The sequence below is a fragment of the Rhizobium sp. P2_G9 genome, from assembly GCF_056403475.1.
Map to the genome: position 1 here is coordinate 126645 of NZ_JBFUFK010000004.1, position 25680 is coordinate 152324.

A 25680-nucleotide genomic window follows, 5' to 3' on the forward strand; every position below is an offset into this window, starting at 1 on the left:
GTCAAACATGACCGACGACGTCACCCCGCCCGAGATGAGTGCGCTTCGCTACCGCATCCTGACGCGTGTCGTGCACACAGTCTTCATCTTCATCARGGGCATGACGATTGGCGTACGCGCGGCCTGTTTTGACGACCAGGGCCGGATCTTTCTCGTCCGCCATTCCTATATTCCCGGCTGGCACATGCCGGGCGGCGGTGTCGAGCGCTATGAGACGGTGCGCCAGGCGCTGGCCAAGGAGCTGAGGGAAGAGGGCAATCTGGAGCTCACTGCGCCGGCCGAACTCATCCATGTCTACTTCAACCGCCGCACATCGAAGCGCGATCACGTGGTCTTCTTCCGCTGCCGGGTGCGTCAAACGGCCCCACGCCTGAGGGACAGGGAGATCGTCGAGAGCGGCTTCTTCGCGCTGGACCAGCTACCCGAGGGCACGACCTCGGCGACACGCAGGCGGCTCAGGGAACTCGCCGGCGAAGCGGAGATCGAGGAGCTCTGGTAATCGGACGGTAGACAACGGGGCGCCAAGTGGTCGCGCCCTGCCGGTTGACAGCTACGAATGGACCACGGATAAGCGCGGCGTGGCACGTCCGTGCGGCCGGTGATCGTGTCCCGTGTCCGTGTTGAATTGGCGGAGCATGTCCAGGAGCTGGCTCATTTCGGCGGCCAAGGAGTCGCTTGCGGCATTGGACTCTTCGACCATGGCGGCATTCTGCTGCGTCACCTGGTCGATGCTGTTGACGGCCTCGTTGATCTCGCGCAGACCCGTGGATTGCTGATGCGAAGCCTCGACGATCGCCTTGACATTGCCGTCGATGCGCGCCACCTGCGAGACGATCTCAGACAGAGCCGCACCGGTTTGATTGACGAGTTTTACGCCGCTGCCGACTTGTTCGGAGGAAACGGTGATCAGCGCCTTGATCTCCTTGGCGGCCTTCGCCGAGCGTTGCGCCAGTTCGCGCACTTCCTGGGCGACGACGGCAAAGCCCTTGCCGGATTCGCCGGCGCGGGCGGCTTCGACACCGGCATTGAGTGCCAAGAGGTTAGTCTGGAAGGCAATCTCATCGATGACGCCGATAATGTTTGAGATTTCCTTCGAGGAATTCTCGATGCGACCCATGGCCTCGATCGCACTTTGCACGACCTCGCCCGATTTCTCCGCCGCCACGCGTGTCGCGCCCACAAGCTGGCCAGCTTCGGCGGCGCGGCTGGAGGAATCCGCTACGGTGGTCGTGACCTGTTCGAGTGCTGCAGCGGTCTCCTCGACCGCAGCGGCCTGCCTTTCGGTGCGCTCGGCGATTGCGCCGGAGCCCTCCTGCAAATGCTGGGCATTGGAGGAAATATTGCCGGCATTGTCCGAGATCGTCCTGACGGTTTCGCGCAGGCGATCGACGGCAAGGTTGAAGTCTGCCCGCGTCTTTTCCATGCTTGGCACGAGTGTGTCCTCGACCCGGGCCGTCAGGTTGCCCTGGGCGACCTCGGCGATCGCCTTGCCGAGCTTGTCGACCGAGGCCATGCGTTCGGTGACGTCGGTGGCGAATTTCACCACTTTCACGACTTTGCCGTTCTCGTCGAGAATAGGGTTATAGGCTGCCTGGATCCAGACCGGGTTGCCGCTTTTGCCGTAGCGGACGAATTCGTTGGAAAAGAACTCGCCATTGGCAAGCTTCTTCCAGAAATTGCGATATTCCTCGGATTGGGCATAGGCGCGGTCGCAAAACATCGAATGGTGCTTGCCGACGATCTCTTCGAGTCGATAGCCAAGGCCGTCGCAGAAATTCTTGTTGGCGGTGAGGATTGTACCATCCGGCTGGAATTCGATAACAGCCTGGGAGCGCGATATCGCGTCGAGTTTGCTCGCATCCTCCAGCGCCTGGCGCTTGCTCTCGGTGATGTCGGTGGCGATCTTTATGACCTTCACCGGCTTGCCATGATGGAGGACCGGGTTGTAGGACGCCTCGATCCAGATCGCCCGGCCACCCTTGGCGAAGCGCTTGTACTGGCGACGGTCGAACTTGCCGGCCTTGAGATTGGCCCAGAATTCCCGGTATTCGGCGCTCTTGGCGTAGTCCGGGTCGACGAACATGGAATGGTGCTTGCCGACGATTTCATCGAGCTTGTAGCCGAGCGCGTTACAGAAATTTTCGTTGGCGCCGAGGATGCGGCCATCCAGGTCGAAAGTAATTACAGCCTGCGACGCGCTGATCGCCGCCATCTCGCGCTCGGCGTTGCCCCGTCCAAGATTGAATATCCCCATCACCGCTTCCCCTCAGCTGCATGAATCAGCGCATTATAGCCTTAGGGTATGCATTTATTGTTTAATGAAAGTTTCTCAGACAATGCTAATTTATATAATTAGAAATTTAGGGTACTCCAGATTATAAACCTTTGGTTTTGTAGTCGGGCTTCTCAAATAGCGCAGATAAACTGCGCTATTTCTTCTCCAGGCAAGACTGTCAATCCAATTGCTGCAACGGTCCGAGCGGCACGATTCCGTTCGGGTTTATTGTCTTGTGACTTCCGTAATAGTGATGCTTGATATGGTGGAAATTCACCGTATCCCTGACGCCAGGATGGTTGTAGAGATTACGCAAGTATCTGTAGAGATTGGGATAATCAACGATCCGGCGCCGATTGCACTTGAAATGGCCGACATAGACGGGATCGAAACGGACAAGCGTGGTGAAGAGCCGCCAGTCGGCTTCGGTGAGCCGGTCACCGAACAGGTATTTCTGCCCGTCAAGGCGCTGTTCAAGCCGATCCAATGCTGCAAACAAGGCGTCGAAATTCCTCTCATATGCCTCTTGGGTTGTAGCAAAACCGCATTTGTAGACGCCGTTGTTGATCGAATCGTAAATATAGGCGTTGAGCTCGTCGATTTCGCCACGCAGCTCCTCGGGATAGAAATCGAGATTGCTGCCGGTGATGCCGTCGAAAGCGGAGTTGAACATACGGATGATTTCGGCTGATTCGTTGTTGACGATGGTGTTGGTCTGCTTGTCCCACAGCACCGGCACGGTCACGCGGCCGGAATAGTGTGGGTCGGCGCGGGTATAGATTTCCGACAGCGCCGAGGCGCCGAACAGATGATCGGGTGTGGCGTCTTCCTCCGGCTTGAACATCCAGCCCTTTTCCAGCATCAGGAAGTGCACGACCGAGACGGAGATATGGTCCTCCAGGCCCTTGAGCTTGCGGAAGATCAGCGTGCGGTGAGCCCACGGGCAGGCATAGGAGACATAAAGGTGATAGCGGCCGCTTTCGGCCTTGAAGCCGCCGCTGCCGGTCGGTCCGGGCGTCCCGTCCGGGGTGATGAAGTTGCGGAATTGCGAGGCGGCACGGATGAATTGCCCGCCGCTGTCCTTCGTATCGTACCAGGCATCATGCCATATGCCGTCGACCAACAGGCCCATGATCAGTCTCCTTGCGCTTTTTCCGTACATCGCAATCCCCATCGGATTTTGCGATAGCCAAAATGATGAACGCTGCGTTTTGGCTCTTGTTGCGCGGAAACTTTCCTGCTATCGGCCTTTCCACCTTAGCCGAAAGAGTTTTGCAAGGCATGACACTGCTGCGACGACCGCGATGATGTTTTCCCGCCCGCCATTCCGAATGCGCGGCGCGCCATCGCTATCGTTTGTTCAAATGCAGTGTCTTTTCCATGAAGAAGCATGACCTTGTCTACCTGACGGAAGATCCGTCCCATCACGAGTCTATCGAACTCATCAACGAGGAGGCCTTCGGCCCCGGCCGCTTCGCCCGCGCCGCCGCGCGGATTCGTGAGCAAGGACCACATGACATCTCGCTGTCTTTCATCTGCGCCGACCGGGGCGAGACGATCGCATCCGTGCGGATGACGCCTGTCATGGCGGGTGAGGTGAGGGGTCATCTGCTCGGCCCGCTCGCTGTCAGGCCATCGCACAAGAATATGGGTATCGGCCGTGAACTGGTGCGGATCGCGGTCGAGGCGGCGAAGCGCAGAGGTTCCGAAGCCGTGGTGCTGGTCGGCGACCCGCCCTACTATATGCCGCTCGGCTTCGAGAAGGTTACCTATGGAGCGCTGCAATTTCCGGCACCTGTCGATCCGGGCCGGGTGCTGGTGGTGCCAATCGCTGAAGATGCGCATGCCCGGCTCAAGGGCACGATCCATTGGCGGCCCGAGGAGAGGCATGCGGTGGAGGATGTCGAACGCGTCCTGACATTGAAGGCTGGTTGAAATCGACTGCGGAAAGATCAGGCAAACTACCAAAACGGCTGCCTGACTACCGTCCCTCGCGCCACCACGTCGAGCCGAGCGCCAGTCCCAGCAGGCCCAGTCCGAGGAAGCCGGCGAAGAGCGGCAGCGAGGTGACGCCCTTCAATGTCGTCTCGTCGGTCATGCGGATGACCATGCGGTCGGGATCATCGATGCGGACCTTGCCATTGACGGTGAGGATCTGCGGAATGGTGACTCCATCAGCGCCATCGTCGAGGCGCTTGACGATGCCCTTGTTGGCGGAGGCAAGAGGTTCGAGCTTTTTCGTGGTCGAGACCATTTCGCGGAATTCAGGTGCGTCGACGGCGCCGACATGGACGAGCGTGTTGAGGTCGCCGTCCTTGACCTCGTAGAGCCCATTGAGCGGCGTCTTCAGCGTGCCCTTGTAGAGGCCGGGTTCGGAGCGCGACAGCGTCACCTCCACGGTGCTGCCGTCCGGCTTCTTCAGGATCGCCTTGGGGTCGGAATCGCCCAGCGTCTGGCGGGTGATCTCGATCTCATGGCCGAATGCATGGGCGGTCAGCGCTTCTTCTTCCAGCGCCGGTTCCTTCATCAGCCAATGGGCGATGCGACGATAGAGGTCGATATGCGGCCCGCCACCTTCAAAGCCGCGCGCCCAGAGCCAGCCCTGGTCGGACAGCAGCATGGCGACACGGCCTTCGCCATTGTGGGACAGCACTAGCAACGGGTCCTTGTCGGGCCCGTCCATGATCACATTGCCCTCGGGCGGGTTGACGTCGACCACGCGGAACCAGCGGCCCCAATGCGGCGGCTCGGTCTTTCCACCCTCCAGGCCGCGTGTGACCGGGTGGCGCTGGCCGAGTTCGGAAACGCGCGGATAGAAGGGCTTGTTGACCATCTGGCCGGTCGGCATGGCCGGCAGCACGGAAGAAAGCGGCGTATAGGCGATCGATTCAGGTCCGGCATGTTCCGGTCCGGAGACCAGCAGCAGGGCGCCGCCTTCCTTCACATATTGGGCAATGTTGTCGTAATAGAGGATCGGCAGCACGCCGCGATGCTGGTAGCGATCGAAAATGATCAGGTCGAAGTCTTTGATCTTGTCGACGAACAGTTCGCGGGTGGGGAAGGCGATCAGCGACAGTTCATTGATCGGGGTGCCGTCCTGCTTTTCCGGCGGTCGGAGAATGGTGAAGTGGACGAGATCGACCGAAGCGTCTGACTTCAGCAGATTGCGCCAGGCGCGCTCGCCGGCATGCGGTTCGCCGGAGACCAGCAGCACGCGCAGGTTCTCGCGGATGCCATCGATGGTCTGGACGATGCGGTTGTTGATCGGCGTGACCTCACCGGGGATTTCGTTGACCGCGACTTCGACGATATTGCTGCCGGCGCGCGGCAGCTTGAAGGTGGCGACGCGATCGACGCCTGCTGTGGCGTCCAGGCGGTTGGTGACTTCGCCGTTGATGCGCACGGTGATCTCGGCCGAATCGTTGCGGCTGGTGCCGTCATCGACCACGCGCAGCGTCATCTGCTGGTCCTGGTTGACCAGACCGAAGCGCGGCGCCTTGACGATCTCGATGCGGCGATCGAATTCGCCGTCCTTGCCGGTGATCAGCGCATGCACCGGCGCGTCGATGCCGTCCAGCTTGTTGTTGGCCGGCAGGTCATGCACCTGGCCGTCGGTGACGGCGATCACCGCGCCGATGCGCGAAGGTGGGACATCTTCGAGTTCGTTGGCGAGATTGGAGAACAGCCGCGTCGAGGGCGTTTCCGAGCCCTCGTCGGCTGCGGCATTGATCACCCGTGTCTCGATGCCGTGGAACCGGCCAAGTGCGGCCCTGAGTGCCTCGACTGCCTTGTCGGTCTGGGCTTTGCGATCACCGACATCCTGGCTCTGGCTGCGATCGGCGGCAATGGCGACGATCGTCGGCAGCGGTTCGCGCTCCTCATTGACGATCACCGGATTGGCGAGCGCGCCGATGAGCAAAGCAAGCGCTACGGCGCGCAGGATCATGCCGCGTTGGCGGCGATAGAGGCCGAAGCCAATGAAGAGAACAGCGATGACGGCGAGGAGGCCGATCAGGACGGGCTGCAGCAGCGGATTGAAAACCACGCTCATATCACTGCCCCAACCGTTCCAGCAGAGCCGGCACGTGCACCTGGTCCGCCTTGTAGTTGCCGGTCAGCATATACATCATGATGTTGACGCCGGTGCGATAGGCCATTTCGCGCTGGTTCTCGTCCGGCGGCACCATCGGCATCAGCGGCGCACCCATGTCGCTTGTCGCCCACGCGCCGGAGAAATCATTGCCGGTGATCATGATCGGCGTCACGCCATCGCCGGCGCGGACCGGCCGCGAGGGATCGGACTTCGTCGTTTGCGCCTCGACCCAGAGCGGGCCTCCTGAGTAGCGGCCAGGGAAGGATTTCAGCAGGTAAAAGGCCTTGGTCAGCACATGGTCGGAGGGCACCGGCTCAAGCGGCGGCACGTCGATATCGGTGAGGATGGCGCGCAGCCGGTCGGTGTTGGGGCTGACGCGGCCCATGGCGGTCATCGCCGATTCCTGGTCCTGGGTGTCGAACAGCACGGTGCCGCCGGCGCGCATATAGGCGTCGATGCGGCTGATCGTTTCCTCGGACGGCATTTTTGCGGTCGCATGCACCGGCCAATAAAGGATCGGGAAGACGGAGAGCTCGTCCTTGGAAATATCGACACCCACGGGGTCTCCGGGCTCCAGCGTGGTGCGGTAATAGAGATAGTCGCTCAGCCCCTGCAGACCGCGCTGGGAAAGGTGGTCGACATCCTCTTCACCGGTGATCACATAGGCGAGATGCGTCTTGTCGAGCCGCGACATCAGCACATCGTCGCCGGGTTTGGAATCATCGGCACGGGCGCTGTCGAAATGGCCGAACGTGGCGCCGGCGGCGATGAAAAGCACGGCGGCTGCCGCGGTCGCCCGGCGGGCGAAAGCACCGCCAAGCAGCAGCATGGCAAGCGTGTCGGCCAGTGCCAGAATGACGGCTGCAGTGATCAGCCAGGGCTTCAGCGATACGGAATCATCGCCGGTAAAGCCGCTTTCCAAGACTTTCAAATCGCTCGGCAGGGCGATCGGCTGCAGCTTTGCGTCTTCCGGCAACAGGTTGAGCGCCTCAAAGCCGTCCTCGCCGCCATAGAGGCCAGGCGGATTGATGAAGGAGGCGATCACCGGCTTGCCGGGTTCGATCGGCTTGGCAAGGCCTTTTTCCGTGGTCAGCACGCCCTTGGCGTTGAGCAGCCGGTAGGGCGGCAGCACGGTCTTGCCATCGGCGGTCTGGGTGCCGGCGGTGCTGTGCGACAGCTGCACGATCCGGCGCAGCATTTCAACGAAGTCGCCCGACAGCGGCAGGTTCGACCAGGAGGATTCGGCGCTGACATGGAAGAGCACGATCCGGCCGGCATTGATCTTGCGGGCTGTCACCAGTGGCGTGCCGTCGGTGAGGCTTGCCCAGGTCATCGATTGCAGGTCCGGCGACGGCTCGGCCAGAACCTGGCGGTTGACCAGCACGCCCTTGGGCGGCGTCAGGCCGGCAAACGGGCTCGATTGCGGGAAAGTGTCGAGCGGCTGCGGCGAGGCCCAGGACATGGCGCCGCCGAGCGCGCGCTCGCCTTCGCGCAGGCGGACCGGGATCAGCGGGTCGCCGGTCGGGGCGGCGGCCAGACGCGGGCCGGCGAAGCGCACCAGTGTGCCGCCCTTGTCAATCCAGTCAGTCAGCGCCTTTTCGGCCGAGGGCGGCATGCGGCCGATATCGGCCAGCACGATCATCGACGGGCGCGTCTTGATCAGGTCGGGAATGGCGGTGGCGAGGTCGTTGCTCTTGGCCTCTTCAAGATTGGCGAAGGGCGACAGCGCGCGGCTGATATAATAGAGCGGCGACAATAGCGGCTGGCTGCGATCGGCGGATTCTCCGGAGATCAGGCCGACGCTGCGGCGCTTGAAACTGTCGTCAAGCAGGTGCACCGAGCCGGCCGTGTCGTAGCCGTCGATGGAGAGCCGGGCATAGTCGTTGCGCAGTTCGAAGGGCGCTTCGATCGAGCTCTCGGCCGTGCGCTCGCCTGGCTTGAAGTCGAGCTTGGCGGTGCCGACGACGCGGCCCTGGATGTCATGGGCGGAGACGCTGACGATTTGCGGCTGCGTCGCTTCCAGGCGCGTGGCGTCGATCGTCAGGCGTTCGGCGGAGTTGACCGCTTTGGTGATGGCGATCGCATCCGGGTTCTGGCGGCCGATCAGGTGGACCTCGCCTGGCGCCAGCACCTTAAGCGCGTCGTAGAAGGCGGCATCCTTCGATGACTGGATGCCGTCGGTGATGAAGGCGAGGGTGCCGGGCTTTTCATCCTTGAAGGCGGTCTGCAGGGCGCCGACGACGCGGTCGCGATCGGCGGGCAGCGGTTCGGGTTTTGCCGCAGCGAGCATCTTCATTGCATCGTCGGCATGCTTGAAGGTCGCGTCATGGGTGCTGTCGGCAGTGAACACGAGGCTCACCGGTGCGTCGCTGGCATCAGCCTCGCGGATCAGCATTTCGGCGGTATGACGGCGCTTTTCGAAGCTCGGTGCGCTTGCCCAACTGTTGTCGAGCACGATGGCAAGCGGACCTTTCCCGCCAACCAGGGCAGCATTGGGATTGATGACCGGACCGGCAAGCGCGATGATCAAGGCACCGGCGAGCAGCAGGCGCAGTGCGAGCAGCCACCAGGGTGTCGTTGCCGGCGTTTCCTCGCGACGGGTGAGTGCCAAAAGGATGCGGAAGGGCGGGAAGACTTCACGCTCGGGCTGCGGCGGCGTGATCCTAAGCAGCCACCAGATCGCCGGCAGGGCGGCGAGGGCGATCAGGACCAGCGGTGCGGTGAAAGCGAGCGCACCCATGGGTCACTGGCTCCCGATTACGGCACGGCCCGGCTGGCCGGACAGATAGGTGTGCACGGCCACGAGTGCCTCGGAGGCAAGCCGGCCGGTATTGTGGGCGATGAAATTCCAGCCCATATGCTGCAATCCTTCACGCAAGGCGTCGCGGCGGGCGAAATAGATGGCGCGATATTCCTCCTGCAGCGCTTCCGAGCGGCCGGAGAGGAATTTCGCACCCGTCGCGGGGTCGCGGAATTCGACGCGGCCGGCATAGGGGAAGGTTTCTTCCGCAGGGTCGGCGACTTCGACGACATGACCGCGCAGGCCGCGACGGGAGAGCGGCTGCAATCCGGCGAGCACGTCCGGCACCGGTTCGAGGAAGTCACCGAACAGGACAATGTCGCTCGACCCCCGGATCATGCGTGTATCCGGCAATGTGTCTGTGGGATCGGCAAGGGCAAGCGCATGGGCAAGCCTTTCAGCCGCATTGCGCGCGGCGACGGGCTCCATAACCCCCGGGCAGCCGATCCGTTCCCCGGAGCGCGCCATGATCTCGGCCGTCGCCAGCATCAGCACCAGCGCCCGGCTTTCCTTGGACACATTGCCGAGGGTGGACTTGTACATCATCGACGGCGACAGGCTGGCCCAGAGCCAGATCGTGTGCGCCGCTTCCCATTCGCGGTCGCGGATATAGGTGTGGTCGTCGCGGGCCGAGCGGCGCCAGTCGACGCGCGACAGGCTGTCGCCTTCGACGAAGGGTCGGAACTGCCAGAAATTCTCGCCGACGCCGCGCTTCTTGCGGCCGTGCCAGCCGGCAATCACCGTATTGGCAATGCGGCGTGCCTCGACYAGGCAATCGGGCAGCATGCGCGCACGCTCGCGCGCCCGGGCGAGGGCAGCACCCGGCGTGGTCGGCGTGACGGTCTGGCCAATCGGAGCCAACTTCTTTTCGTGTCCTTAGTTTCGCAGCGGCTCGACCAGCCGGGAAATCACGTCCTTCATCGTCACGCCTTCGGCGCGCGCGGCGAAGGTCAGCGCCATGCGGTGCTGCAGCACTGGGCCGGCAAGGGCAATGACATCGTCGATCGATGGTGCGAAGCGGCCCTGGTAGAGCGCGCGGGCACGGGCAGTCAGCATCAGCGACTGGCCGGCGCGCGGGCCGGGACCCCAGGCAATGCGGCTGTTGGCGAGCTCGTTGCCTTCGCCGGGACGGGCGGAACGGACGAGCTTCAGGATGGCCTCGACCACGCTTTCCGGCACCGGCATGCGGCGGATCAGCGTCTGGATTTCCATCAGCCTGGAGGCATCGATGACGCGCGAGGCCTGCGCTTCGGTCACGCCGGTGGTTTCGAGCAGGATGCGGCGTTCGGCATCGAGATCCGGATATTCGACATCGATTTCCAGGAGAAAGCGGTCAAGCTGGGCTTCGGGCAGCGGATAGGTGCCTTCCTGCTCCAGCGGGTTCTGGGTGGCGAGCACATGGAAAGGCTGCGGCAGGTCATAGCGCTGACCGGTGATGGTCACATGGTATTCCTGCATGGCCTGCAGCAACGCTGACTGGGTGCGCGGGCTGGCGCGGTTGATTTCGTCTGCCATCAACAGTTCTGTGAAGACAGGACCCTTGACGAAGCGGAAGGAGCGGCGGCCGGCTTCGTCCTGGTCCATCACTTCGGAACCGAGGATATCGGAGGGCATCAGGTCGGGCGTGAACTGGATGCGGTTGGTGGCAAGGCCGAGAACGGTGGCCAAAGTCGCAACCAGCCGGGTCTTGGCGAGGCCGGGCACACCGACCAGAAGCGCATGGCCGCCGGCGAGCACGGCGAGCACCGTCTGCTCGACCACCTTCTCCTGGCCGAAGATCACCTTGCCGGTTTCGGTTTTGATGAGCGCGATGTCGGCGAGGGCTTTCTCGGCTTCGGCCGCAACGGCCTTTTCGTCGATGGCACCATCCACCGGTGTCAATGCGCCCATGAAATTCTCCTGGTCCACACGTTTGAAGTTCGAATCGAAATAACCACTTGTGTTGTGTTGCTTTCTAAACTGACAGGGGTATCAACGGCTGACAAGCGCGATTCCAATCAAGATTGCGTATGCCTTATGCACCGGCAATGAGGACAGAAGAATGGCAGGCGGCCAAATTAGCGCGCAGACGAATGCCGGCGATCTCGCCTCGCTGATCGCGCGCGCGGCGGCCGATACCAATGATCCGAGCAAAGGCCTGCCACCGGTCGACAGATGGAACCCGCCGTTCTGCGGCGATATCGACATGCGCATCCGCGCCGATGGGACATGGTTCTACATGGGCACGCCGATCGGCCGGCATCCCCTGGTGCGGTTGTTTTCGACCGTGCTGCGGAAGGACGAGGACGGTAAAACCTATCTTGTCACGCCGGTCGAAAAAGTGGGCATACAGATCGAGGATGCGCCGTTCCTCGCCGTCGAAATGGCCGTGACAGGAACGGACGAGGGGCAGAGGCTCACGTTCCGCACCAATGTCGGCGATGTCGCGGAAGCCGGGCCTGACCATAAGCTGCGCTTCGAGATCGCCGGCGAAAACCAGGAGCTCAAGCCCTATCTGCATATCCGCGGCCGGCTGGAAGCGCTGGTTTCGCGGCCGGTCATGTACGATCTCGTCGAACTCGGCGAGGAGATCGATATCGACGGCCGGCGGATGTTTGCCGTCCGCTCCGCTGGCGTGCTCTTCCCGGTCATGCCGGCCGACGAGCTGGAAAGATTGTCGAGATGAGGCCACATCCGGCACTGTCAGCCGTTCCGCGCTATTCGGCCGAGGAGTTCCGTCGCCGCGCTGAAGTGCATATCGCGGGCGCGCCGGGAGATTTCCTGCAATATGGGGACTACAAGCTCAATGCGGGCACCGAGCTTGGCCTCGAAAACATGGATCTGAAGGATGCGGCGGTCCTGATCGGTGTCGTGGAACAGGATGACGATGCACGGGTGATCTTCACCCAGAGGACATCGACACTGAGGAAACATTCCGGCCAGATCGCCTTTCCTGGCGGCAAGCTCGATTCCGGCGAGACGCCGGAAATTGCGGCTCTGCGCGAGGCGGAAGAGGAGATCGGGCTGGCGCGGCATTTCGTCGACGTCATCGGCCATCTGCCGTCGATCCCTGTCATGTCGGGTTTTCGCATCACGCCGGTTCTCGCGACTGTGCGGCCTGGGTTCGAACTGACGCTCAATCCCGACGAGGTCGAATTCGTCTTCGATGCACCGCTGTCTTTTCTGATGAACCCGGTCAATCACAGGCGGGAGCGCCGAAAGTTTGGCGAGCGGGAATGGTATTACTACGTCATGCCCTATGAGGATCGCCGCATCTGGGGGATCACCGCCGGTATAGTCCGGTCCGTCTATGAAAGGCTTTATGAATGACCAGCATTGCCGGCCATGCCTGGTTCCGGGACCCGGCCCTGCAACGCGTGCTGAGCTTGCTCAACGATGAGAATGGCGAGGCTCGGATTGTCGGTGGGGCCGTGCGCAACAGCCTTATGGGCCTGGCGGTCAGCGACATGGACATTGCCACCACGCTTCTGCCGGACGTGGTGATCGAGCGCGCCGAAAAGGCTGGTGTCAAATGCGTACCCACCGGCCTGAAGCACGGCACGGTGACGCTGGTCATCGACAGCCGGCCCTTCGAGGTGACGACGCTGCGCCGCGACGTCGAGACCGACGGCCGGCATGCGACCGTGGAGTTCACGCGCGACTGGAAGGCCGATGCCGAGCGGCGCGATCTGACGATCAACGCGCTCTATGCAGACAAGGACGGCATGGTGCACGACTATGTCGGCGGGTTGCAGGACATAGAGACGGCGACGGTCCGCTTCATCGGCTCCGCTACAGATCGGATCGCCGAGGACTACCTGCGCGTACTGCGCTTCTTCCGCTTCTTTGCCATTTATGGCCGCGGCCGGCCTGATGCCGAGGGCCTGCGCGCCAGTGCGGCGGCGCGCAAGAAGCTCAGTTCGCTTTCTGCCGAACGGGTGTGGAGCGAAATGAAGAAGCTCCTGGGTGCCGCCGATCCGTTCCGGGCGCTACTCTGGATGCGCACTGCGGGCGTGCTGACCGAAATCCTGCCGGAGACGGAAAAGTGGGGCATTGACGGTATTCCGGGCCTCATGCTTGCCGAAAGTAAATTCGGCTGGGTAGCGAACCCGATGCTTCGGCTCGAGGCAATCGTGCCGCCGGTCGCCGATCGGCTAAACGCCATGGCGGAGCGGCTGAAGATGTCGGGTGCCGAGCGGAAATTCCTGCAGCAGTTTGCGGATTTTCCTGATGTGGCTGAGACTATCTCTGAAGCGCAGTTCCGTATCCTGCTCTATGAAAACGGGCCGGAAGGCGCAATTGCCCGACTGAAGCTCAAGATTGCTTCGGCGGTGGCGAAAGGCGACGACGATTTCGAAGCTCTCGGACGCATCGCGGCGTTCGGAAAGCTTTTGAAAATCGCTGAAACCTGGCGGAAACCCGTGTTTCCGCTGAAGGGCTCGGATCTGATCGAACGGGGCATATCTCCCGGCCCCGAAATGGGAGAGGTTCTCAATGGTCTCGAACGCGCATGGATCGCATCCGATTTTCAACGCTCAAAAGAAAATCTTCTGGCGACGCTGACGTCTTAAGAAGCCAACGTCGCTTCCACGTTCAATTTACACGGCCTCAGCCGTGCGAAAAGTCCGGCATCGCCCAAGCATTGAAGCAATCCGAACCCTTGGCGCTCGCCGGAACGTTCTTGTTGTCGTTGTCGGCTGCCTTGGGATTGAAACGCTCGAAATAGGAGATGCGGTCGATGAAGTCGAGCGACGCAGGGTCAAGCGGCTTCTCCGTCGCCTTGGCCTGATTGATCGTCTTATTGTCTTGCACAGTCATGATTACCTCCTCCGGCGCATCACGAACGAAATGATTCATAGCATACTTTTGTTCCATTAGCATGACGCAGGATACGAAATGTTTTTTATCCACTGGTTTTGAACCATTCGGCCGGCAACCTGAATTTTACATTCCCGCTGTCGGCCGCCATTGATCCAGATCAAGCATGATGCGGTGTTCGCCGGCCGAGTGATTCAAGGCCAGCGCACCACGGGCGGAAGCGACGATAGGATGGCTTCGACATTGCCGCCGGTCTTCAGTCCGAAGGTCGTGCCGCGGTCGTAGAGCAGGTTGAATTCGACGTAGCGCCCGCGGCGGACGAGTTGCTCGTCCCTGTCTTCCTCAGTCCAGGGCGTGTTAAAATTGTCGCGCACGATCTTGGGATAGATGACGCCGAAGGCACGGCCGATCTCGCGAGTCAGCGCGAAATCGGCGTCCCAGCCGCCGGCCGTATCGTCGGAATGCTGCCAGTCGTAGAAAATGCCGCCGATGCCGCGCGCTTCGTTGCGATGCTTGAGGAAGAAATACTCATCGCACCATGTTTTGAATTTCGGATAGTCCGCGACAGGATGCCGGGAGCAGGTGACCTCCAGCCCGCGATGGAAGATGCGCGAATCCGCATCCTCCTGGGTGCGGCGGCGCTCCAGCACCGGCGTCAGGTCGGCGCCGCCGCCGAACCACCAGGAACTGGTGACCACCATGCGGGTGTTCATGTGAACGGCCGGGACATTGGGATTGACCGGATGGGCAATCAGCGAAATTCCGGACGCCCAGAAGCGCGGGTCGTCATTGGCACCCGGCATCTGCTGGCGGAACTCGGCCGAAAATTCGCCATAAACGGTGGAAGTATGGATCGCCGCCTTTTCGAAGACCCGGCCTTCGAGCGTCGACATCGTGCCGCCGCCGCCGCGCCCGTCCTGGCGCTGCCATGGCTTGCGGACAAAGCGCCCAGCAGGCAGGTCGGAAAGCGGGCCGCTGAGCTCGTCTTCGAGCGCCTCGAAACTGGCGCAGAGATGGTCGCGCAGGCTTTCGAACCACAGGCGGGCGGTTTCCTGCTTTTCGGCGATATCGGCCGGCAGGCCGGTGGGTAGAACGGGTCGTTCCATAGTCTGTCAAATTCCATCAATCAGATGCGGCGAGAACTGGGTTAACTTGAACGAAAATTGTAAACGCAAAATCAACCATTGGTTCCGATAGTTTGAAAGTGACGAATTTTTTTTGCCGACTTTAAGCGTTTGATAGAACATCGGGCTTAATTCCAGACATACGGTCCTGCATGGTGCCCTGTCTACGAGTGCGGGAGGTATTCGGAATTTCGTCGCACTGATCCATGATGGGAACCAGCGCGACGGGGCGCAGGAAGGAAGGCCTAAGGCCCCTGGTCTTGGGCAGAATTTAGGCGGTCAGGTTGAACATGTCATTTAACTGGTTCAAGAAGCAGGACAAGGATGCGGCAAGCGGCAAGCTTTCCGATCGTCGGACTGCGCCCGATGTGCTCCAGGGAACTGATGCCGGCCGGTTCGACGTCATCCAGGCTCTTGCCCGATACAATGCCCGCCGCGTCAAACAGATGATCGTGGCGATCAATCTGTTGGTCGTCCTCTCGATTGTCAACAATCTAATCTTCGACCGCGGGATTTGGTTAACCGCTGCCGCCGCCCTGACTTTCGGTGTGCTGTTCGTGGCACGCCGCTACTATGACAGCGACCGGCCGACCGCGGCACAATTCATCTTCATCTGGACGATCTTCACCGCCGTTACTTATATCACCTGGCAGGGCGACGGCCTGCGCGATCAGATCATTCTCGGCAATTCCATCTCGCTGGTGTTTACCGCCATCCTGGCAACACCCCGGCATTTCGCCATCATGTATCTGGCAGTCATTGCCAACGCCATCGCGCTTGGCGTGGCCAATGAATACCACTGGGTCGACTATGGCCAGTTCTATTTCGACTGGTCGAATGTCGGCGATGCCGTGCTGCTTTATTCGGTCACGGCGGTGACTGTGTTCATGCTCGCCAATGACATGCGGCATCTGCTCTCACGCTACAACAGCGAATACCGCAAAGCCAAGGCTTCCGAAGACGAGATCTACCGGCTCGCCAATCACGACACGCTGACTGGCCTGCCCAACCTGTTCATGGCCGAGAAGAAATACCGCGACGAGCATTCGGCTGCCAACAGCCCCAAATGCACGCTGTTCATGATCGGGCTCGACAATTTCAAGACCGTCAACGACTCGCTCGGCCACGTCTTTGGCGATAGCGTGCTGAAGACCATTGCGGAGCGGCTGCTCAGCATTGCGACGCCGGATTGCTTCATCTTCCGCATCGGCGGCGACGTGTTCGGCATCATGACCTCGCGTGCGGTCACGCCTGAAGCTGTGGCCGAAATGGCGGAGGTGATTCGCAAGAAATGCTCCGAGCCGCTTGGATCCGGCCATCAGTTCATCCTGCTTACCTGTTCGATCGGTGCCGCAATCCGCGAGGAGGTCGCCACGAATTTCGAGCGCCTGCGCCGCGAAGCCGATATTGCCATGAACAAGGGCAAGAGCTCGGGACGCAATGTCTTCAAGCTCTATGACGAGACGATGAGCAGCCAGACCATGGCCTCGGTATCGATGGCGGCCAAGCTGAAGACGGCCATCGACAAGAAGGAATTCCGACTGTTCTTCCAGCCGAAGCTCGAGCTGGAAACCGGCAAGATCCATGGCGCCGAGGCCTTGCTCCGGTGGTTCCCCGACGAGGCAACGGTGCCGGTGCGTCCGGATCTCTTCATCCCTGTCGCCGAGTCGACCGGCATGATCGTCGAAATCGGCGAGTGGGTGATCCGCGATGCCTGCATGCAGTGCAAGCGCCTGCAAGAGCTCGGCGCGCCCGATTTCTCCATGGCCGTCAATATCTCGGCAGTGCAGTTCAAGCGCGGCAATCTGGAACATATCGTCCTCGATGCACTGGAGGCGAGTGGGCTTGCGCCGCAGTTCCTCGAACTCGAGCTGACAGAATCGCTGCTGCTCGAGGACGAATACGACATCAAGGGCCAGATCAGCCGTTTGGCCGAGAAGGGCATTTCCTTCGCCGTCGACGATTTCGGCAAGGGCTATTCGAACCTGGGCAACCTTTCCAAATTCGACGTCGAGGTCCTGAAGATCGACCAGTCCTTCGTCTTCCAGATGTTCGACACGCCGCAAAACGCCGCCCTGGTGGAGGCCATCGTCAGGATGGCCAAGTCGCTGGGCTTGAAGATTGTTGCGGAAGGCGTCGAGAACCAGCGTGCGGCCAATATTCTCGGCCTGCTGGGCGTCGATTTCGGCCAGGGTTACTACTGGGCCAAGCCGCTGCCGATCGAGGATTTCATTGGCTTCACTGGCATCGGCAAGATGAATACGGCGATCCGGGCCTGAGCGCGCGGTTCACCTCAACTCGCAAAACCCACCTGTCGCAGCGCTTCGCCGGCAATCATCGCCGCCGACATGGCAACATTGATCGACCGCTGGCCTTCCACCATCGGGATCAGGATGCGTGCGTTCGCCGCCTCATGGACATGTTCGGGCACACCGGCGCTCTCGCGGCCGAAAAGCAGGATGTCGTCCGGCGCAAACTCGAAATCGATGTAGGGCATGGCCGCCTTGGTCGATGCAAGGACGAGACGTCGGCCCGCGCCGGCGCGCCACGCCTCGAAATGCTGCCAGTCGACATGGCGGGTGAGGAGCACGGTGTGCAGGTAGTCCATGCCGGAGCGCCTGAGGTTGCGATCCGACGTGTCGAAGCCGGCCGGCTCGATGATGTCCACGGTCAGTCCAAGACAGGCTGCCAGTCGCAGGATCGTGCCGGTATTGCCGGCAATATCAGGCTGGTAGAGGGCAATAGAGAGCTTGGGCATGGTAGGCCTGATCCGGGTTGGCAGCGCTGGGATGCGGTAGACGGTCTGTGCCTATTTGGCAACATCCCCTCCGGCATCACCACATTCTGCCGAAAGTTTGGGCAAGGCTCTGGCGATCTGGCAAAAATCAGGTTATTGAAGCGCATCTCCAACACGAAGGAAAAGGAGGCCGTTATGGATATTGTAACCCACGCTTGGCGCCTCCGCCGGATGACCCCATATTCATCCTGAATTTCAATTCCTTCGCCTTCTGAAAATCATCGATTGACATTTGCAGCATGGCTTTTGCTGCGATTTTCTTGCCGATCGGCCCCGGGAGACATGCCGATCATGTCTCTTCTCTGGAGAGCTTCAAAATGTTCGCCTGGTTCGAAAAACGCGTAAACCCCTATCCGTCCGAAGAGCCGACGCGGCCACCGGAAGGGCTGTTCCCATTCATCATGCACTATTCGCGTCCCGTCCTTTGGTGGCTGGTCGGCATGGCGGTGGCAACCGCTCTGATCGGCGTCGGCGAAGTGATTATGTTCAATTTCCTCGGCCAGATCGTCGATTGGTTGTCGAAATCCGATCCGAAGACTTTTCTGGACAAGGAAGGCTGGCGGTTGCTCGGCATGGGCCTGTTTGCCGGTATCGGCCTGCCAAGCCTGGTCATCCTGCAGGCCTTCATGATCCATCAGGTCCTGCTCGGCAACTATCCGATGATCGGCCGCTGGCAGATGCACCGCTATCTGCTGCGGCAGAGCATGAGCTTCTTCGCCAATGAATTTGCCGGACGCGTCGCGACCAAGGTGATGCAGACATCGCTCGCCGTGCGCGAAGTGGCGATGAAGGTGCTCGACGTTTTCGTTTACGTGCTAAGCTATTTCATCTCGATGTTCGTCATCATCGGTTCGGCCGATTGGCGGCTGATAGGCCCGCTGGGGCTGTGGCTGATCGTCTATTCGTCGATCCTCTGGTTCTTCATTCCGCGTCTCCGCAAGATTTCCGAGCGGCAGGCCGATGCGCGTTCGAGCATGACCGGCCGCATCGTCGACAGCTACACCAATATCGCGACGGTAAAGCTGTTTTCGCATGCCGGTCGCGAGGAGGACTATGCGAAGTCGGCGATGGATGAATTCCTGCACACCGTGCATGGCCAGATGCGCTATGTGACGATGTTCCAGGCGCTCGTCTATTTCAACAATGCGGTTCTGGCATTGCTGACGGCGGGACTGTYGATCTGGTTCTGGATGCATGGCTCGATCTCGACCGGCGTGATTGCCGTGGCGATTTCGCTGGCGCTGCGCGTCAACGGCATGTCGCAGTGGATCATGTGGGAAGTCTCGGCGCTGTTCGAGAATGTCGGCACCGTCTATGACGGCATGGCAATGCTGTCGAAGAAGCAGGAGATCAGCGACGTCGAGGACGCCAAACCCCTTGCCGCGCCGAAGGGCCGGATCGAGTTCGACCGCGTCAATTTCCACTACGGCAAAGCCAAGGGCGTGATCAGCGACATCACCCTTTCGATTCAGCCGGGTGAGAAGGTCGGCTTGGTCGGCCGGTCTGGCGCCGGCAAGACGACGCTGATGAACATCCTCTTGCGTTTCTACGACATCGAGAGTGGGCAGATCCGCATCGATGGCGAGGATGTCAGCCGTGTGACGCAGGATAGCCTCAGGAGCAAGATCGGTGTGGTGACGCAGGACACCTCGCTGCTGCATCGCTCCGTGCGCGATAACATCGCCTATGGCAAGCCGGGCGCCAGCGACGCCGAGGTGATCGAGGCGGCAAAGCGGGCGAACGCCTGGGACTTCATCGAGAGCCTCGTCGACCCGCAGGGCCGCGTCGGGCTCGATGCCCAGGTCGGCGAACGTGGCGTCAAGCTTTCCGGTGGACAGCGGCAGCGCGTCGCGATCGCCCGCGTCTTCCTCAAGGACGCGCCGATCCTGGTGCTGGACGAAGCGACTTCGGCGCTCGACTCGGAAGTCGAACAGGCGATCCAGGAGAACCTGTTCGAGCTGATGGAGGGCAAGACGGTGATCGCGATCGCCCATCGTCTGTCGACGCTGACGGAAATGGATAGGCTCGTCGTGCTCGACAAGGGTGTGATCCGCGAGGAGGGCACGCATGCCGAACTCGTTGCCAGCGGCGGCATCTATAGCGACCTCTGGCGCCGGCAATCCGGCGGATTCATCGCGGACGATGCGGAGGCAGAGGTCGAGGCGGCTGCGGAATAGAAGGTCGAAGCCGCTTGAGGGTAAAGAAATGCCGGGGTGAGAGCTCCGGCATTTTTATTCGGCCGCCTCGGAGGCGGTGTCCTCGTTGTCACCAGTCATTTTCTGGCGCTCGGCCTCGACTACCGCCAGTGATCGTACGGATAAAACAAGCCCTAGCGATTTCAGTACGGCTATCGTTGATTTTATGCTGGGATTGCCTTCCTCACTGAAGGAGCGGTAGAGCGCCTCACGCGCGAGACCGGTCTCGTCAGCGATCTTGGACATACCCTTGGCGCGGGCGGCGACCCCGATGGCATGCACGATGTAGCCTGTATTATCGGTCTCGAATGCGTCATTCATAAAAACTTCGACGGCTGCGTCGGAAGTGAGCGCTTCGGCCGGATCGTAGGGAACGAATTTTTCTTTCATTTCAACAATCTCGCATACCGGCCAATTCTTTGGCTCGCTTTATGTCACGTGCTTGGCTGCTCTTGTCGCCGCCACAAAGCAGAATGATCATTTCTCTGCCGTGCATCTGAAAGTAGATTCGATAACCCGGTCCGTAGTGAATCTTCAATTCGCTTACGCCTTCACCCACAGGTCGAACATCGCCCATCAACCCGTAGCGGAGTTTATCCAACCTTGCGGCAATGAAAGCACGCGCCAGCCGATCGCGCAAACCCGTTTCCCACTTCCGGTATGTTTCCGATTGGACAATCTCATACATCAATGTAACCTATAAATCACAATATATCAACCGACCGCGACTCTGCCTCCCATCTCATCTTCTATATGTGCCCGGATGATCGCCTCGAACGACGCATCCGCCCGGAACCCCAATTCCAGCGCCCGGCGCGGGTCGTACTGCTCAGCCCATCCTCCGACGATCCGCTGAATGGTCTCGTCCGGCTCCCGCCGAATCAGGCTGACGGCCTTTTCACCGGCAACCTTCCTCAGTGCTTCGATCTCGTCGCCGACGGTGGCGGAGACGCCGGGCATGGAAATGCTGCGGTCGTTGCCGAGCCGGCTTGTATCGAGGCCGGCGGCGTGGATGAGGAAGCCGACGGCGGAGCGGGGGGAGGCGTGCCAATGCCGTACGGTGTCGGCCACGGGCAGGATCGCTTCGACGCCGTTGAGTGGTTCGCGGATGATGCCGGAGAAGAAGCCGGAGGCGGCGCGGTTGGGTCTGCCGGGCCGCACGCAGATGGTCGGCAGGCGGATACCGACGCCGTCGACGAAGCCTTTGCGGCTATAGTCTGACAGCAGCAGTTCGCAGATTGCCTTCTGCGTGCCGTAGCTGGTGGCGGGCGTCAGGTGGAATTCATCGGGGATGATTGCGGGGAAGGGCGGGCCGAAAACGGCGAGCGAGGAGGTGAATACCAGGCGCGGCTTGTAGCCGTCCGAAAGATGGGCGAGCCGAATGGCTTCGAGCAAGTGCCGCATGCCGTCCATGTTGATGCGGTAGCCCTTCTCGAAATCCGCCTCAGCCTCGCCGGATACGATCGCGGCAAGGTGAAAGATCACGTCGGGACGAATGTCGACCAGCTTCTGGATCTCGCCCGCGTCGGAAAAATCGCCGCTCCGGACATCGGCCTGGCCGGAAAATCCGGCTGGACTGTCCGCTGGCACGACATCAGCGAGCGTGAGACGGTCGATTGTCTTGCCGTCGAGTGCGCCATCCCTGACCAGCCTGTCGGTGAGCTTGCGGCCGATCATGCCGGCGGCGCCGATTGTCGCGATATGCATGGAAATTCCTCCGATGATTTGTCATACCAATAGAGCCGCCCGACAAGACTTTGCAAGCATAGGCGACACGCCGCAGTCCATGTCTTTGCCGCGCCACAGAATCCGCCTATATCCTGCCCATGATCTTTCGCCGCGTCGCTCAATTCTTCGAAACCTGGATCGATCCATTCCGCCCAAGGCCGAGTTATCGGCCGCCGGAAAGCACGCTCGCCTTCATCTGGTATTATGTGTCGCAGGCCAAAGGGCCGTTCCTGGCGATGCTGGTGCTCGGCGGCATCACCGCGATGCTGGAGGCGGCGCTCTTCTGGTTCACGGGCGGGCTGGTCGACATTCTCGATAGCGTCGGGCCGCACAAGGGGTGGAGTGGTCTCTTTCAGACGCATGGGCTGGAAATCCTCGGCATGGCCTTCGTGGTGATGGGCGTGCGCTTTGCGGCAATCGCACTCAATGCCCTGGTCGAAGAGCAGACCGTGGTGCCCGGTTTCTTCAACCTGACGCGCTGGCAGGCGCATGTGCATATCTCGCGCCAGTCGCTGACCTTCTTCCATAATGATTTTGCCGGCCGCATCGTTGCCAAGGTCTGGTCCGGCGGGCAGGCGGTCGGTGATCTCATGGTGTCGCTGATGCAGGTCGCCTGGTTCATGGTGATCTACACGCTGACGACGGTGTTGCTTGTAACGCGCCTCGACTGGCGGCTTGGTGCCATCATTCTCGTCTGGATCGCCATCTTCCTCTGCCTGGCGCGTTACTATGTGCCCTATGTGCGCAAGCATGCGCGCGACACGGCGGAAGTCTCTTCGATGCTCAACGGGCGGCTGACGGATTCCTATTCCAATATCCAGACGCTGAAACTGTTCGGCCGCGAAGAGGACAATGACCGCTACATCCGTGACGGCTTCGATCTGTTCCAGCAGTCGCTGATACCCTTCACCCGCTATCTGACCAGCGTGCGCTCGTCGCTTGCGTTCCTGTCGGGGCTGATGATCACGGCGGTCGGCGCCATGACCATTCAGCTCTGGCTGGACGGCGCGATCACCACCGGCTCGGTGGCCTTCACACTCGGCCTGGTGCTGCGGATGAACATGCTGCTCGGCCGGATGATGAGCAGTTTCAACGCGATCATGCGCAATATCGGCACGATCCAGAATACGGCTGAAATGATCTCGCAGCCTATCGGGCTGGTCGACCAGCCGGGTGCACCGCCGCTGGTCATGCGCGCGCCCTCAATCACCTTCGACAATGTCAGCTTCCACTACGGCAAAGGCGCCGAAGTTCTCGACAAGTTCAGCCTGTCGATCGCGCCGGGTGAGAAGGTGGGCATCATCGGCCGTTCGGGGGCGGGCAAGACGACGCTGGTCAATCTGCTGCTGCGTTTTTACGATCTCGAAAGCGGCCGTATCCTGATCAGCGGCCAGGACATCGCGGATGTGACGCAGGAATCGCTTCGCCGGCAGATCGGCATGGTGACGCAGGATACCGCGCTCCTGCATCGGTCGATCCGCGACAATATCATGTTCGGCCGGCCGGAAGCGACGGAAGAGGCGATGCATCGCGCTGCCGAGGAAGCTGAGGCCGATGCCTTCATCGCTGGCCTCGTCGATTTTCGGGGCCGCAAGGCCTATGACGCCCATGTCGGCGAGCGTGGCGTGAAACTGTCCGGCGGCCAGCGGCAACGTGTGGCGATCGCCCGCATGCTGCTCAAGAATGCGCCGATCCTGGTGCTGGACGAAGCGACGTCGGCGCTCGACTCGGAAGTCGAGGCGGCGATCCAGCAAAATCTCGAACGGCTGATGCATGGCCGCACGGTGATCGCCATTGCCCATCGGCTGTCGACCATCGCCCATCTCGATCGGCTGGTGGTGATGGACAAGGGCAAGATCGTCGAGGATGGGACGCATCAGGCGCTGCTGGCGCGCGGCGGACTTTATGCGGAACTCTGGGCGCGGCAGTCGGGCGGATTTATCGCCGCCGATACCTGAACTGCCGCGAATGCATCGCTGAATCACTTCGGCGGATAGCTGGCTGTGGGGTCGATCAGCGTGACTTCAGACATCAGGCCGAAATGGTTCGAGCCGATCGGGTCCGGCACACGCTTCAGCGATGTGATGCGCATCGGGTCTTGCACGAAGAGGTGGTCGATGGCCATGCCGAGTTGTGGCAACTGCACCGGAATGGTGGCGGGCTCGTTGTCTACGGTCATCAATTTCCTGTCCCGGATGAAGCGCTGGACAACGGGGTTCAGGACGGTGGAGTTGAAATCGCCTTCCAGCACTAGCGGGCCCTGGACCTTGTCCAGCCACTCGGTGATCTTCTTCAGCTCGATTGCCTGGAAATTATCGAAATAGGGCTTGGTGAGGTGGACATTGGCGAAATTGATCACCTTGCCGCCGAATTCGATCGAGGCGATCTGCAGCCGGTCGCGGTAGATCGGGCTCGCCGTCTTGACCAGGCTGTTGACGAACGGCTTCTTCGACCAGACCGAGCTGTCACAGGTGATGGTGAAATTGCCGCAGCCGAGCCGGTAGGGATAAGCGACGCTGATGCGCGCGAGTTCGGGGAAGAGCGGTGCCGATTCCTGGATGAAGATCACGTCGGCGCCGGAGCTGATCATATAGTCGGCGATCTTCTTGCCATTGGCGAAGGAATTGTCGCCCTCGATATTGAGCGACAGGAGTTTTGCCGTGGGTATGTCGCCATAGTTTTCCAGCGCCGGCTGGCGGAATTCGCCCAGCATGACGAAGCCGTGGCCGGCGATGGCAATCGCTGCCAGCATGATCAGGACATTGAGCATGTGGCGGCGGAAGATGAAGCTCAGCAGGCCGAGGACGAAGGCCACAATCGCCAGATGGATCTGCATGCTGGCGAACGTCCAGAACAGCCACCAGCCGGAGACATAGCGCGCGGCGACGAGCGCGAGCACGATCGTGGCAAGCGTGCCAAGGACGAGGGAAATGCTTTTCATGGACTTTCCGGATGAGCTTGATGGGGATCTGTGGATGGACGGGTCAGATACCGGCAAATGTGCTGGTTTGACCCTGTGCGGCAGGCCTTTTGAACCGATTTCTATGACATTTTCGATACGGTTTTGGGCAAAAAAGTCAATTCCTGCAAATGGCTCGCATGCTGCGGCAAAATTACCGCGACATTGTGCCCGTGGCCCCTTGCCAAGTCTGGACTTATCCGGCAATCAAGCTTAGAACGCGCCCGAAAGTGGGGGAATCTATGGTCGCTTTGTGGCCAAGGGGGAGCCTTCTCTTGGGAGTGCTAGGGACGAATTCTTTCGTTGAGAGGATGGAGAAGCCGTGAGCGGACACGACACGACGAGTGGGGAAGCGGGTCCGACCCGCCGTGATTTCCTGTATTTGACCACGGGCATGGCAGGCGCTGTCGGCGCGGTTGCAGTTGCCTGGCCGTTTATCGATCAGATGCGCCCGGACGCTTCGACGCTCGCGCTCGCCTCGATTGAAGTGGATGTCGGCGCGCTGGAAAAGGGCCAGTCGCTGACGGTCAAGTGGCGCGGCAAGCCGGTCTTCATCCGCAACCGCACCGAGAAGGAAGTCGCTGACGCCAAGACCGTCAAGATCGACGATCTCAAGGATCCGGTCGCACGCAACGCCAACCTGCCCGCTGACGCCGTTGCCACGGCCGCGGATCGCTCGATGCAGGGTAAGGAAGACTGGCTGGTGATGGTTGGCGTCTGTACGCATCTGGGCTGCGTGCCGCTCGGCGAATCGGGGGAATTCGGCGGTTGGTTCTGTCCTTGCCATGGCTCGCAGTATGATACAGCCGGCCGCATCCGCAAAGGTCCTGCTCCGGAGAATATGGCGATCCCGAAGGCCGCCTTTATTTCGGACAAGGTCATTCGTATCGGTTGAGAGGGGACACACTAGAT

The 25680-nt window shown here is 60.8% G+C and carries 22 protein-coding genes; 9 read left to right on the plus strand and 13 right to left on the minus strand.

Annotation, left to right across the window (positions count from 1 at the left end):
* Positions 1-7 precede the first annotated feature (7 nt).
* A complete protein-coding gene (locus AC1DYF_RS04945) occupies positions 8-499 on the plus strand; it encodes an NUDIX domain-containing protein (RefSeq protein ID WP_477875568.1) in 492 nt (163 codons plus the stop codon).
* 51 nt (positions 500-550) lie between these two features.
* Here AC1DYF_RS04945 and AC1DYF_RS04950 read toward each other — a convergent pair whose 3' ends face one another.
* Positions 551-2254, minus strand: coding sequence for a methyl-accepting chemotaxis protein (locus AC1DYF_RS04950; protein ID WP_477875569.1), 1704 nt, complete (start codon positions 2252-2254; stop codon positions 551-553).
* 199 nt (positions 2255-2453) lie between these two features.
* Positions 2454-3407, minus strand: coding sequence for a glutathione S-transferase family protein (locus AC1DYF_RS04955; protein WP_477875570.1), 954 nt, complete (start codon positions 3405-3407; stop codon positions 2454-2456).
* 248 nt (positions 3408-3655) lie between these two features.
* Between AC1DYF_RS04955 and AC1DYF_RS04960 the strand changes: the two genes are divergently transcribed.
* On the plus strand, positions 3656-4210 hold the full coding sequence (locus AC1DYF_RS04960; RefSeq protein WP_477875571.1) for a GNAT family N-acetyltransferase: 555 nt from the start codon (positions 3656-3658) through the stop codon (positions 4208-4210).
* Positions 4211-4256: 46 nt separating this feature from the next.
* On the opposite strand, the gene AC1DYF_RS04965 is transcribed toward AC1DYF_RS04960, so the two are convergent.
* Genes AC1DYF_RS04965 through AC1DYF_RS04980 form a run of 4 tightly spaced genes read right to left on the minus strand, consistent with a single transcriptional unit; the run spans position 4257 to position 11058 of the window.
* Complete coding sequence (locus AC1DYF_RS04965) at positions 4257-6326, minus strand: hypothetical protein (protein ID WP_477875572.1); 2070 nt, start codon at positions 6324-6326, stop codon at positions 4257-4259.
* 1 nt (position 6327) lies between these two features.
* Positions 6328-9108: a DUF4159 domain-containing protein gene (locus tag AC1DYF_RS04970; protein WP_477875573.1), complete on the minus strand. Its 2781-nt coding sequence runs from the start codon at positions 9106-9108 to the stop codon at positions 6328-6330.
* 3 nt (positions 9109-9111) lie between these two features.
* Positions 9112-10029 carry a DUF58 domain-containing protein gene (locus tag AC1DYF_RS04975; RefSeq protein ID WP_477875574.1) on the minus strand — a complete coding sequence of 306 codons (918 nt, stop codon included), beginning with the start codon at positions 10027-10029 and terminating at the stop codon, positions 9112-9114.
* A gap of 15 nt (positions 10030-10044) precedes the next feature.
* A complete protein-coding gene (locus AC1DYF_RS04980; RefSeq protein ID WP_477875575.1) occupies positions 10045-11058 on the minus strand; it encodes an AAA family ATPase in 1014 nt (337 codons plus the stop codon).
* Positions 11059-11209: 151 nt separating this feature from the next.
* Here AC1DYF_RS04980 and AC1DYF_RS04985 point away from each other — a divergent pair, with 151 nt between their 5' ends.
* Genes AC1DYF_RS04985 through AC1DYF_RS04995 form a run of 3 tightly spaced genes read left to right on the plus strand, consistent with a single transcriptional unit; the run spans position 11210 to position 13718 of the window.
* Positions 11210-11833 (plus strand): DUF1285 domain-containing protein, encoded by a 624-nt coding sequence (locus tag AC1DYF_RS04985; protein ID WP_477875576.1) that lies wholly within the window; start codon positions 11210-11212, stop codon positions 11831-11833.
* Complete coding sequence (locus AC1DYF_RS04990) at positions 11830-12477, plus strand: NUDIX hydrolase (protein ID WP_477875577.1); 648 nt, start codon at positions 11830-11832, stop codon at positions 12475-12477. The genes AC1DYF_RS04985 and AC1DYF_RS04990 overlap by 4 nt, the downstream gene beginning before the upstream one ends.
* Positions 12474-13718, plus strand: coding sequence for a CCA tRNA nucleotidyltransferase (locus AC1DYF_RS04995; RefSeq protein WP_477875578.1), 1245 nt, complete (start codon positions 12474-12476; stop codon positions 13716-13718). The genes AC1DYF_RS04990 and AC1DYF_RS04995 overlap by 4 nt, the downstream gene beginning before the upstream one ends.
* 37 nt (positions 13719-13755) lie before the next feature.
* Here AC1DYF_RS04995 and AC1DYF_RS05000 read toward each other — a convergent pair whose 3' ends face one another.
* Together AC1DYF_RS05000 and hemF are read right to left on the minus strand one after the other, a co-directional pair.
* Complete coding sequence (locus AC1DYF_RS05000) at positions 13756-13965, minus strand: hypothetical protein (RefSeq protein WP_477875579.1); 210 nt, start codon at positions 13963-13965, stop codon at positions 13756-13758.
* A 194-nt stretch (positions 13966-14159) separates the two neighbouring features.
* Positions 14160-15071, minus strand: a complete 912-nt coding sequence (hemF, locus tag AC1DYF_RS05005) for an oxygen-dependent coproporphyrinogen oxidase (protein WP_477875580.1) — start codon at positions 15069-15071, stop codon at positions 14160-14162.
* Between the two features lie 308 nt (positions 15072-15379).
* On the opposite strand from hemF, the gene AC1DYF_RS05010 reads away from it, so the two are divergent.
* On the plus strand, positions 15380-17368 hold the full coding sequence (locus AC1DYF_RS05010) for a putative bifunctional diguanylate cyclase/phosphodiesterase (RefSeq protein WP_477875665.1): 1989 nt from the start codon (positions 15380-15382) through the stop codon (positions 17366-17368).
* Between the two features lie 14 nt (positions 17369-17382).
* On the opposite strand, the gene AC1DYF_RS05015 is transcribed toward AC1DYF_RS05010, so the two are convergent.
* Positions 17383-17847: a tRNA (cytidine(34)-2'-O)-methyltransferase gene (locus AC1DYF_RS05015; protein ID WP_477875581.1), complete on the minus strand. Its 465-nt coding sequence runs from the start codon at positions 17845-17847 to the stop codon at positions 17383-17385.
* Positions 17848-18203: 356 nt separating this feature from the next.
* Between AC1DYF_RS05015 and AC1DYF_RS05020 the strand changes: the two genes are divergently transcribed.
* Complete coding sequence (locus tag AC1DYF_RS05020; RefSeq protein WP_477875582.1) at positions 18204-20063, plus strand: ABC transporter ATP-binding protein; 1860 nt, start codon at positions 18204-18206, stop codon at positions 20061-20063.
* 54 nt (positions 20064-20117) lie between these two features.
* Here the strand turns inward: AC1DYF_RS05020 and AC1DYF_RS05025 are convergent, their stop codons facing one another.
* From AC1DYF_RS05025 to denD, 3 genes are read right to left on the minus strand one after another with little or no spacing between them, the layout of a single operon-like run.
* Entirely contained in the window at positions 20118-20471 is a 354-nt protein-coding gene (locus tag AC1DYF_RS05025; protein ID WP_477875583.1) for an addiction module antidote protein, read from the minus strand.
* A gap of 1 nt (position 20472) precedes the next feature.
* Entirely contained in the window at positions 20473-20769 is a 297-nt protein-coding gene (locus AC1DYF_RS05030; RefSeq protein ID WP_477875584.1) for a type II toxin-antitoxin system RelE/ParE family toxin, read from the minus strand.
* Between the two features lie 26 nt (positions 20770-20795).
* Positions 20796-21788, minus strand: coding sequence for a D-erythronate dehydrogenase (gene denD / locus AC1DYF_RS05035; protein WP_477875585.1), 993 nt, complete (start codon positions 21786-21788; stop codon positions 20796-20798).
* 119 nt (positions 21789-21907) lie between these two features.
* Here denD and AC1DYF_RS05040 point away from each other — a divergent pair, with 119 nt between their 5' ends.
* The gene (locus AC1DYF_RS05040) at positions 21908-23767 is read left to right on the plus strand and encodes an ABC transporter ATP-binding protein (RefSeq protein ID WP_477875586.1); all 1860 of its coding nucleotides are present in this window, start codon (positions 21908-21910) and stop codon (positions 23765-23767) included.
* A 23-nt stretch (positions 23768-23790) separates the two neighbouring features.
* On the opposite strand, the gene AC1DYF_RS05045 is transcribed toward AC1DYF_RS05040, so the two are convergent.
* Positions 23791-24750 (minus strand): endonuclease/exonuclease/phosphatase family protein, encoded by a 960-nt coding sequence (locus AC1DYF_RS05045; protein ID WP_477875587.1) that lies wholly within the window; start codon positions 24748-24750, stop codon positions 23791-23793.
* A 340-nt stretch (positions 24751-25090) separates the two neighbouring features.
* Between AC1DYF_RS05045 and petA the strand changes: the two genes are divergently transcribed.
* On the plus strand, positions 25091-25663 hold the full coding sequence (petA, locus tag AC1DYF_RS05050) for a ubiquinol-cytochrome c reductase iron-sulfur subunit (RefSeq protein WP_477875588.1): 573 nt from the start codon (positions 25091-25093) through the stop codon (positions 25661-25663).
* Positions 25664-25680: the final 17 nt, after the last annotated feature.

What these genes read in the sequence shown, in the direction of transcription:
- AC1DYF_RS04950 (WP_477875569.1), bottom strand. Translation starts at nt 2,254, where the DNA reads ATGGGGATATTCAATCTTGGACGGGGCAACGCCGAGCGCGAGATGGCG.
- AC1DYF_RS04955 (WP_477875570.1), bottom strand. Translation starts at nt 3,407, where the DNA reads ATGGGCCTGTTGGTCGACGGCATATGGCATGATGCCTGGTACGATACG.
- AC1DYF_RS04960 (WP_477875571.1), top strand. Translation starts at nt 3,656, where the DNA reads ATGAAGAAGCATGACCTTGTCTACCTGACGGAAGATCCGTCCCATCAC.
- AC1DYF_RS04965 (WP_477875572.1), bottom strand. Translation starts at nt 6,326, where the DNA reads ATGAGCGTGGTTTTCAATCCGCTGCTGCAGCCCGTCCTGATCGGCCTC.
- AC1DYF_RS04970 (WP_477875573.1), bottom strand. Translation starts at nt 9,108, where the DNA reads ATGGGTGCGCTCGCTTTCACCGCACCGCTGGTCCTGATCGCCCTCGCC.
- AC1DYF_RS04980 (WP_477875575.1), bottom strand. Translation starts at nt 11,058, where the DNA reads ATGGGCGCATTGACACCGGTGGATGGTGCCATCGACGAAAAGGCCGTT.
- AC1DYF_RS04985 (WP_477875576.1), top strand. Translation starts at nt 11,210, where the DNA reads ATGGCAGGCGGCCAAATTAGCGCGCAGACGAATGCCGGCGATCTCGCC.
- AC1DYF_RS04990 (WP_477875577.1), top strand. Translation starts at nt 11,830, where the DNA reads ATGAGGCCACATCCGGCACTGTCAGCCGTTCCGCGCTATTCGGCCGAG.
- AC1DYF_RS04995 (WP_477875578.1), top strand. Translation starts at nt 12,474, where the DNA reads ATGACCAGCATTGCCGGCCATGCCTGGTTCCGGGACCCGGCCCTGCAA.
- AC1DYF_RS05000 (WP_477875579.1), bottom strand. Translation starts at nt 13,965, where the DNA reads ATGACTGTGCAAGACAATAAGACGATCAATCAGGCCAAGGCGACGGAG.
- hemF (WP_477875580.1), bottom strand. Translation starts at nt 15,071, where the DNA reads ATGGAACGACCCGTTCTACCCACCGGCCTGCCGGCCGATATCGCCGAA.
- AC1DYF_RS05010 (WP_477875665.1), top strand. Translation starts at nt 15,380, where the DNA reads ATGTCATTTAACTGGTTCAAGAAGCAGGACAAGGATGCGGCAAGCGGC.
- AC1DYF_RS05015 (WP_477875581.1), bottom strand. Translation starts at nt 17,847, where the DNA reads ATGCCCAAGCTCTCTATTGCCCTCTACCAGCCTGATATTGCCGGCAAT.
- AC1DYF_RS05025 (WP_477875583.1), bottom strand. Translation starts at nt 20,471, where the DNA reads ATGAAAGAAAAATTCGTTCCCTACGATCCGGCCGAAGCGCTCACTTCC.
- AC1DYF_RS05030 (WP_477875584.1), bottom strand. Translation starts at nt 20,769, where the DNA reads ATGTATGAGATTGTCCAATCGGAAACATACCGGAAGTGGGAAACGGGT.
- denD (WP_477875585.1), bottom strand. Translation starts at nt 21,788, where the DNA reads ATGCATATCGCGACAATCGGCGCCGCCGGCATGATCGGCCGCAAGCTC.
- AC1DYF_RS05040 (WP_477875586.1), top strand. Translation starts at nt 21,908, where the DNA reads ATGATCTTTCGCCGCGTCGCTCAATTCTTCGAAACCTGGATCGATCCA.
- AC1DYF_RS05045 (WP_477875587.1), bottom strand. Translation starts at nt 24,750, where the DNA reads ATGAAAAGCATTTCCCTCGTCCTTGGCACGCTTGCCACGATCGTGCTC.